The sequence below is a fragment of the Burkholderia sp. E168m22 genome (assembly GCF_001319805.1).
Classification (GTDB): domain Bacteria; phylum Pseudomonadota; class Gammaproteobacteria; order Burkholderiales; family Burkholderiaceae; genus Burkholderia; species Burkholderia orbicola.
Genome location: NZ_BBSK01000089.1, coordinates 1 through 7,731 on the forward strand (window position 1 = coordinate 1; position 7,731 = coordinate 7,731).

6 protein-coding genes are annotated in these 7,731 nt (G+C 65.2%); 2 read left to right on the plus strand and 4 right to left on the minus strand.

Going from position 1 to position 7,731, the window contains the following annotated elements; translation table 11 throughout:
- Window positions 1–79 precede the first annotated feature (79 nt).
- On the minus strand, window positions 80–658 hold the full coding sequence (locus tag AP428_RS20155) for a DUF4337 domain-containing protein (protein ID WP_011547686.1): 579 nt from the start codon (window positions 656–658) through the stop codon (window positions 80–82).
- A gap of 816 nt (window positions 659–1,474) precedes the next feature.
- Between AP428_RS20155 and AP428_RS20160 the strand changes: the two genes are divergently transcribed.
- Together AP428_RS20160 and AP428_RS20165 are read left to right on the plus strand one after the other, a co-directional pair.
- On the plus strand, window positions 1,475–1,915 hold the full coding sequence (locus AP428_RS20160; RefSeq protein ID WP_011547688.1) for a hypothetical protein: 441 nt from the start codon (window positions 1,475–1,477) through the stop codon (window positions 1,913–1,915).
- Between the two features lie 138 nt (window positions 1,916–2,053).
- A complete protein-coding gene (locus AP428_RS20165) occupies window positions 2,054–3,064 on the plus strand; it encodes a patatin-like phospholipase family protein (RefSeq protein ID WP_011547689.1) in 1,011 nt (336 codons plus the stop codon).
- Between the two features lie 178 nt (window positions 3,065–3,242).
- Here the strand turns inward: AP428_RS20165 and AP428_RS20170 are convergent, their stop codons facing one another.
- From AP428_RS20170 to AP428_RS20180, 3 genes are all read right to left on the minus strand, one after another.
- Window positions 3,243–4,688: an NAD-dependent succinate-semialdehyde dehydrogenase gene (locus tag AP428_RS20170; RefSeq protein ID WP_011547690.1), complete on the minus strand. Its 1,446-nt coding sequence runs from the start codon at window positions 4,686–4,688 to the stop codon at window positions 3,243–3,245.
- Window positions 4,689–4,847: 159 nt separating this feature from the next.
- Window positions 4,848–6,152, minus strand: a complete 1,305-nt coding sequence (locus AP428_RS20175; protein WP_011547691.1) for a cytochrome c — start codon at window positions 6,150–6,152, stop codon at window positions 4,848–4,850.
- 15 nt (window positions 6,153–6,167) lie between these two features.
- Window positions 6,168–7,731 (minus strand): xanthine dehydrogenase family protein molybdopterin-binding subunit (locus AP428_RS20180; RefSeq protein WP_054928352.1); only part of this gene is annotated, 1,564 nt, incomplete at its 5' end.

Genomic DNA, 7,731 nt, shown 5'->3' on the forward strand with positions numbered 1-7,731 from the left:
GGTCGATAATTCACGTTATGTAAAATTATGACCGCTAGTCTGTATCGATACGACTGGACCCTGACGACCTCTCAGCCCATCAAACCCCAAAGAACGCCAACCCCGCCACCACGATGCCGATCGCGGCCACGCCGATCGACAGCCCCTGCATCCATGATCGCCGCGTGAGGATCGTGATAGCGGCCAGCGCGATCGAGATCTGGATGACGGTCGTCGCCTGCGACCATCGATGGTGTCGGTGCATCCGCTCCTCGCTCGCCGCGTTGTTCTTCTCGACTTCCTTTTCGAGCGCCTCCGCGCGCGCCCGGATCGGTTCCTTGTCGGCGCGGTATCTCGCGGCATCCGTCTCGAACCGCTTTCGCTGCGGCGATGTCTCCGGGCTCAACGCCGCACCGAGTTCGGCGAGATTCTGCTTGTCACCCTTCGCCTGGTAGTAGGCCCACTGGTTCGCAGCCTCGGTTTTCCGGATTGCGGCGTCATTCTTGTAGAGCAGCGCGAGGCTCTCGTCGGCACCGCTCTGATAGGCAGATATTGCGCCGAAGCACGCAAGCACGGCCGTCAGCACTGCAATGCGCGACGTACCTGGATCGCCACCATGAGACTCGTGATGTTCCACCGCATGGTCATGAGGACCATGAACTTCGTATTCTTCAGACATTCGTAGCAAACCCGCAAAAGTTGAATGAATTTGTCGCCGGCCGGCCGTTTGGCTAACGTTAAACGAATTTGGCAAGGCCAACAAAATAAGCGGGCACTCCGGATTCACGGATCGTCAGCGTCGTTCCAAAGGGCGCGCGCAGACGCTCGATCGCAACGCGTCCGGCGGCGGCGTACGAACGCCGCGCACCTGAGCACCTGATACACACTTCCACACGGCGGCCAAATGGCCGCGACATATCTGGCCGCTGATTTCGTGTTTCGTTTCCCCAGCGGGTCATTCCCGCGCGGCTGAGGGAACGAGCAAACGCCCCACGTCGACTCACACTCGTTAAAGCGGAAATGCGTCACCGCCTCTGCCGCCATCCCTGCCATCCGACGCATGCGAAACCATTCATGGGGTCGGACAGGTTCGAATGTTTCAAATATATGCAATTCGATCGGTATTGTTTTAATTTCGATTAAATTCACCTCTTCCGCCAACCTTGTCATCCGTCATTTCATTTCCTATAAATCACTGGTGCCAAGTCAATCGAAAATACAGCGGCGACACTCGAGACAATCACCCCAATAGAAGGAAATTGAATGCCTGGCATTCGATAATGCCAATGCTCCGGCATGTCCCGCCGTCTCGGCCGTGATCGCTGGCGTTATCCGGCGCCATCATGGTCGATCTGCCATCGTCCAGCCGGATTGGAGCACCACCGAATTCGCCGGAATCGCGGCCTTTGACGATGCCGGCGTGCCATGCGTCCGAAGCGCATGGCGCTGTTCTCGAAGGCACGGGGAAGCATCCAACCTCTTCAAGGTGAAAAAAATGAATCTCAATCCGATTGAAAATCAGCCACACGGGACCTTTGCGGAATTCGCCAACACTGCCCCTGTTTCTGCCATCGAGGTCGATACATTCAAAATGGCGCTCTATCACGACGGTGTGCAATTGGGCTGGCTTGGCCAAAACAGCGGCGAATGGGCCGTTCTCGTCGATTCCGCCGCGAAAGCATTGACGCTCGAACAGTACCCTTATAACGGCGTGACGTATTACCGGATCCTCGGCACCAGCCGATATATGTCCGTCAGCAATAACGCCTACGTGGGTTTCTATAACTGGATAGGCGCGCGCGGATGGACGCGTCAGGGCTCGATTTTGATTTCCGATTTCAACCACCAGAAACTGTCGCTCTATTCCAAGGACAACGCGTATTTGTATGCGTGGGATGCCTACACCGTGCTCGATGTGAGGTTCGACGAGCAATAACGCACGACGCTTCGCCCGCCGGCGTGAATTTCCGGCGGCGACACGGCGCAGGTAGCGGAGCATCCCCCGGCGACACGGGCGGGATGCCCGCCGGGTTGCGCCATTCGCATTCATCCCACGATCAAAAAGGGAAACGCAATGACTTTCAAGATTCTCAGTTGCGATGGCGGCGGTATCCGGGGATTGATCACCGCCCTGCTCATCCAGGACCTCGACCGGCGCAGCCGGATCATCGCGAGCGCCGACGGCTTTGCCGGCACATCCACGGGCGGCCTGATCGCCCTGGGGCTCGCCCGGGGCGTATCCATTTCCGAGATCGTCGATATCTACAGGACGAAGGGCCCGGTGATCTTTCGGGAAAACGGGGCGTGGCTGGCGCAAAAGCAAGTGCTCGAGCAGCACCCGCAAGCACTCGAACAAGGCACGATCCTGGCTGGCCCGGGCGTGTTCCAATGCCAGTATGTCAACACCGGGCTACAGGAGATCGCCAAGTCGCTGGTCGGCAGCGGCAAGCTGGCCGATCTGTCCCGCTTCGTCGCAATCAACTCGGCGCGCCTGTGGGATCCGCCCACCAGGAGCTGGGCTCCGTGCACCTTCTCCAACGGAAACGGCAACGCCTACCGTAACGTCAGCCTGTTCGATGCCGCACTTGCCACGTCGGCTGCGCCGACGTATTTCCCGCCGTACGAAATCGCCGGGCTTGGCTATTTCGCCGATGGCGGCGTGTTTGCGAACAATCCTTCCGTGTCCGCCATTGCCGAGGCGCTGGCGAGCCGTCGCGCAGGCAGCCTGGACGATGTGCGCCTGTTGTCGCTCGGCACCGGAACCAGCCCCGTGGGCATTGCCCCGGACGCCGTCGGCAACCCGTTGACCTGGGGCGTTTCGAAATGGCTGTGGCCGCTCGAAAGCGGGCGCGTACCGGCGGCAGCCCTGCTCGGGCTGACGATGGATACGACGGCGGCGATCGCCGCACAACAGGCCGGGCAGATACTGAACGCCAATTACCAGCGCGGAAATTTCGTGCTCGGTCAATCCATCGCACTGGACGACTGGCACAAGGTGCCGGAACTGGAGAAGGAAACCCAGGCGTACATGAGGACCGCCGAGTGGCAACGTGTTTGCCAGTGGGTGGAGCAATTCTGGCGCTGATCGCACGTCGATGGCCGGGCTTTCGTGAGCAGCAGGCGCTGCAGGTGCCGACGGCGAACGAATCGGAAACAACGAGGCCGGGCAGAACGCCCGGCGCTCGGCAACGCCAGCCGGGTGCGTACCGCGCAAATGGCGGCACGCACGCGGCCAACCGGCCATCAGGCCATCAAGGCCACCCTCAGACGGCCATCACCGTCACCGACTTCGTGACGAGATACGGCTCCAGTGCTTCCGGGCCGCCTTCCGACCCGTAGCCCGAATCCTTCACGCCGCCGAACGGCATTTCCGGCCACGGCGTCGCCGGCTGGTTGATCCACAGCATCCCGACTTCGAGGCGCTGCGTCAGCAGATGCACGTTCGCGAACGAACGCGTGAACGCGTAGCCGGCCAGACCGAACGGCAGACGGTTCGCCTCGGCGATCGCATCCTCGAGCTTGTCGAAGCCGCGAATCGCCGCGACCGGGCCGAACGGCTCGTTGTTGAACACGTCCGCTTCGAGCGGCACGTTCGCGATCACGGTCGGCGCGAAGAAGTTGCCTTCCGCGCCGATCCGCTCGCCGCCGGTCTCGATGCTCGCGCCGACCTTGCGCGCGTTGTCGACGACCGACGCCATCGCGGTCAGGCGCCGCGGGTTCGCGAGCGCGCCGAGCGTCGTGCCTTCCTCGAGGCCATTGCCGACCTTCAGCCCTTCGGCATGCTTGACCAGCGCGCGGGTGAATTCGTCGCGGATGCTGTTGTGCACGAGAAAGCGCGTCGGCGAAATGCAGACCTGGCCCGCGTTGCGGAATTTCGCCCCGCCGGCGGCCTTCACCGCGAGCGCGACGTCCGCGTCCTCGGCGACGATCACCGGCGCGTGGCCGCCCAGTTCCATCGTCGCGCGCTTCATGTGCTGGCCCGCGAGCGCGGCCAGTTGCTTGCCGACCGGCGTCGAACCGGTGAACGTCACCTTGCGGATCACCGGGTGCGGAATCAGGTACGACGAGATTTCAGCCGGATCGCCGAACACGAGGCCGATCACGCCGGCCGGCACGCCTGCGTCGACGAACGCGCGCAGCAGCGCGGCCGGCGATGCGGGCGTTTCTTCCGGCGCCTTCACGAGGAACGAACAGCCGGTCGCGAGCGCGGCGCTCAGCTTGCGCACGACCTGGTTGACCGGGAAGTTCCACGGCGTGAACGCCGCGACCGGGCCGACCGGCTCCTTGACGACCGTCTGTTGCGCATTGAAGTTGCGCGGCGGGACGATCCGGCCGTACACGCGGCGGCCTTCGTCCGCGAACCATTCGATGATGTCGGCCGCCGACAGCACTTCGACGCGCGCTTCGGTAAGCGGCTTGCCCTGCTCCTGCGTCATCAGCTGCGCGATCGTGTCGGCGCGTTCGCGCACCAGCGCGGCCGCCTTGCGCATCGTCGCCGCGCGTTCGTGCGCGGGCACCTTGCGCCATGCCTCGAAGCCGCGTTGCACGGCGGCGAGCGCCCGGTCGAGATCGGCGATGCCCGCGTGGGCCACCTTGCCGATCGGCTTGCCGGTCGCCGGGTTCACGACGTCGATCGTCTTGCCGCTCGCGGCGTCGACCCACTCGCCGTCGATCAGCAGTTGCGTATCCGTATAAGTCACGTTAGCCATCCAGACACCCCTACATTGCGTCGATAAAACGCGCGCTGCCGCGAACGGTCGCGCGCCGGTTGACAGAAACAGAAAAAGCCACGCCGCCGGGGCAGGCACGCGCCCGGCGGCGTCGACGGCAGGCACGCCGGCCGCCGTCGTTTTTGCAGCGCACCGCGCTCAGTGCGCGGCCGCCGTCGCCTTGCGGAGTTTCGCGACGTCCGCCGCCTGCACGGCCGGCGCGCCGTTGTTCCAGCCGGCGCGCATGAACGTCAGCACGTCGGCGACCTGCTGGTCGTTCAACTGGTTCGAGAACGCCGGCATCGGATACGCGGACGGCACGCCACCGATCACGAGCGTGTCGCTGCCGTTCAGCGTCACGTTGATCAGCGACGACGCATCGGCCTCGAGCACGTTCGGATTGCCGGCGAGCGGCGCGAGCAGCGGCGCATAACCGCGCCCGTCCACCCCGTGGCAATGCAGGCAGTAAGCGTTATACACCTTCGCGCCCGGATCGGCTGCCGGCCGGCCCAGCGCGACCTGCGTCGCCTTCGGATCATAGCGGTACGGCGGCGCGCCCGTGCCGCCTGCCGCCGGCAGCGATTTCAGGTAGCGCGAGATGGAAGCCAGATCGTCGTCGGTCAGTTCCTGCGTGCTGTGGTTGATCACGCTCACCATCGAGCCGAACGCGGTCGCGTGCTGATTCGCGCCGGTCTTCAGGAACTGCGCGACGTCCGCCTCGTTCCAGCGGCCGAGCCCGGTGTTGTGCTCGCCAGTCAGGTTCGACGCGAACCAGTTGTCGATCGCGGCGCCGGACAGGAACGCCGCGCCGCCTTCGTCGAGCGCCTTCTCCTGGAAGCCGACACCGCGCGGCGTGTGGCACGAACCGCAGTGCCCGAGCCCCTGCACGAGATACGCGCCGCGGTTCCACATCGCGTCCTTGGCCGGCTTGTCCGCGTAAGGCGTCGTGTCGAGGAACACCGCGTTCCACAACGCGAGCGGCCAGCGCATGTTGAGCGGCCACGGGATGTCGGACGGCCGGTTCGCCTGCTTCACCGGTTCGACGCCGTGCATGAAGTACGCATACAGCGCCTTCACGTCGTCGTCCTTCAGCTTCGCGTACGACGGATACGGCATCGCCGGATACAGGTTATGACCGTCCTTCGCGACGCCCTTGCGCAACGCGCTGGCGAAATCCGCTTCGGTATAGCCGCCGATGCCCGTCTCCGGGTCGGGCGTGATGTTGGTCGTGTAGATCGCGCCCATCGGCGTGACCATCTTCAGGCCGCCCGCGAACGGCGTGCCGCGCGGCGCGGTGTGGCACGCGACGCAGTCGCCGGCTTTCGCCAGATACGCGCCGCGGGCGACGAGCGCGCTGTCGGCGGGCGCCGTCTGCGCGGCATGCGCAGCCGTGCCGATCACCAGAGCGGATAGCGCGAACAGCCACGCGCGGAGCGTGTTCAGGTTCAGGGTGAGATATCGCATCGTTGTCCCCTCCCCTCAGGCCGTTTTCAGCTGGTTGCCGACCGGCAGCTTGCGCAGCCGCGTGCCGGTGGCCGCGAAGATCGCGTTCGACAGCGCCGCCGCGGTCGCGGCCGTGCCCGGCTCGCCGATCCCGCCCGGCGCCTCGCCGCTCTTCACCAGATGGACTTCGATCGGGGGCACCTCGTTGATTCGCATCATCCGGTAGTCGTTGAAGTTGGTCTGCACGACGCGGCCGTCCTCGATCGTGATCTCGCCGTACAGCGCGCCCGTGATCCCGAAGATGATGCCGCCCTGCACCTGCGCCTCGATCGTGTTCGGATTGACGTACATCCCGCAATCGACCGCGCACACGGCGCGCTTGACCTGCACCTCGCCGCCGTCCACCGCGACGTCGATGACGATCGAGAAGAAGCTGCCGAACGCGTGCATCACCGACACGCCGCGCCCTTGCCCCTTCGGCAGCGATGTGCCCCAGCCGGCCGCCTTCGTCGCGACGTCGAGCACGTTGCGGGCGCGCGGCGTCTTGTCGAGCAGCGCGCGGCGGTACTGCACCGGGTCGGTCTTGGTCTGCGCGGCCAGTTCGTCGATGAAGCTTTCGACGACGAACGTGCTGCGCGTCGGCCCGACGCCGCGCCAGAACGCGGTGGGCACGTGGCGCGGCTCCTGGCGCACGTAGTCGACCAGCTGGTTCGGCAGGTCGTACGGCAGTTCGGCCGCGACCTCGACCGCGTCGGGATCGACGCCGTCCTTGACCGCGGGCGGCGCGAAGCGCGCGAGGATCGACGAGCCGACGATCCGGTGCTGCCACGCGACCGGTTTGCCGTTCGCGTCGAGGCCGGCCGAGATCGCGTCGTGGTAGCACGGCCGGTACATGTCGTGCTGGACGTCTTCCTCGCGCGTCCAGATCACCTTCACCGGTGCGTTGACCTGTTTGCCGACCTTCACGGCCTGGCCGATCATGTCGGTCTCGAGCCGTCGGCCGAATCCGCCACCGAGCAGATGGTTGTGCACGACGATCTTGTCCGGCGACAGCCCGGTCAATTGCTGCGCCGTGTCGCGTGCGCGGGTCGGTACTTGCGTGCCGACCCAGATCTCGCAGCCGTCGCCACGCACGTGCACCGTGCAGTTCACCGGCTCCATCGTCGCGTGGGCGAGCAGCGGCTGTTCGTAGACGGCGTCGACGCGCGTCTTCGCGTTCGCGAACGCCTTGCCGACGTCGCCTTCCTTGCGTGCGACCGCGCCCTTGCCGTTCGCCGCCGCCTGCGCGAGATCCGCGAACAGGTCCTTGGTCGACACCTTCGCGCCCGCGCCTTCGTTCCACTTCACGACGAGCGCCGATGCGCCGCGCTTCGCGGCCCACGTGTGATCGCCGACCACCGCGACCGCATTGTCGACGCGCACGACCTGGCGAACGCCGGGGATCTTCCTCGCGGCCGTGTCGTCGACGCTCGCGACCGTGCCGCCGAACACCGGGCTGTTCACGATCACCGCGTACAGCATGCCGGGCAGGCGCACGTCGAGCCCGAACTGCGCGGTGCCGTCGACCTTCTCCGGCGAATCGAGGCGCTTCGCGGGCGTG

Coding starts and splice junctions, on each gene's coding strand:
- AP428_RS20155 (WP_011547686.1), bottom strand. CDS start 658: ATGTCTGAAGAATACGAAGTTCATGGTCCTCATGACCATGCGGTGGAA.
- AP428_RS20165 (WP_011547689.1), top strand. CDS start 2,054: ATGACTTTCAAGATTCTCAGTTGCGATGGCGGCGGTATCCGGGGATTG.
- AP428_RS20175 (WP_011547691.1), bottom strand. CDS start 6,152: ATGCGATATCTCACCCTGAACCTGAACACGCTCCGCGCGTGGCTGTTC.
- AP428_RS20170 (WP_011547690.1), bottom strand. CDS start 4,688: ATGGCTAACGTGACTTATACGGATACGCAACTGCTGATCGACGGCGAG.
- AP428_RS20160 (WP_011547688.1), top strand. CDS start 1,475: ATGAATCTCAATCCGATTGAAAATCAGCCACACGGGACCTTTGCGGAA.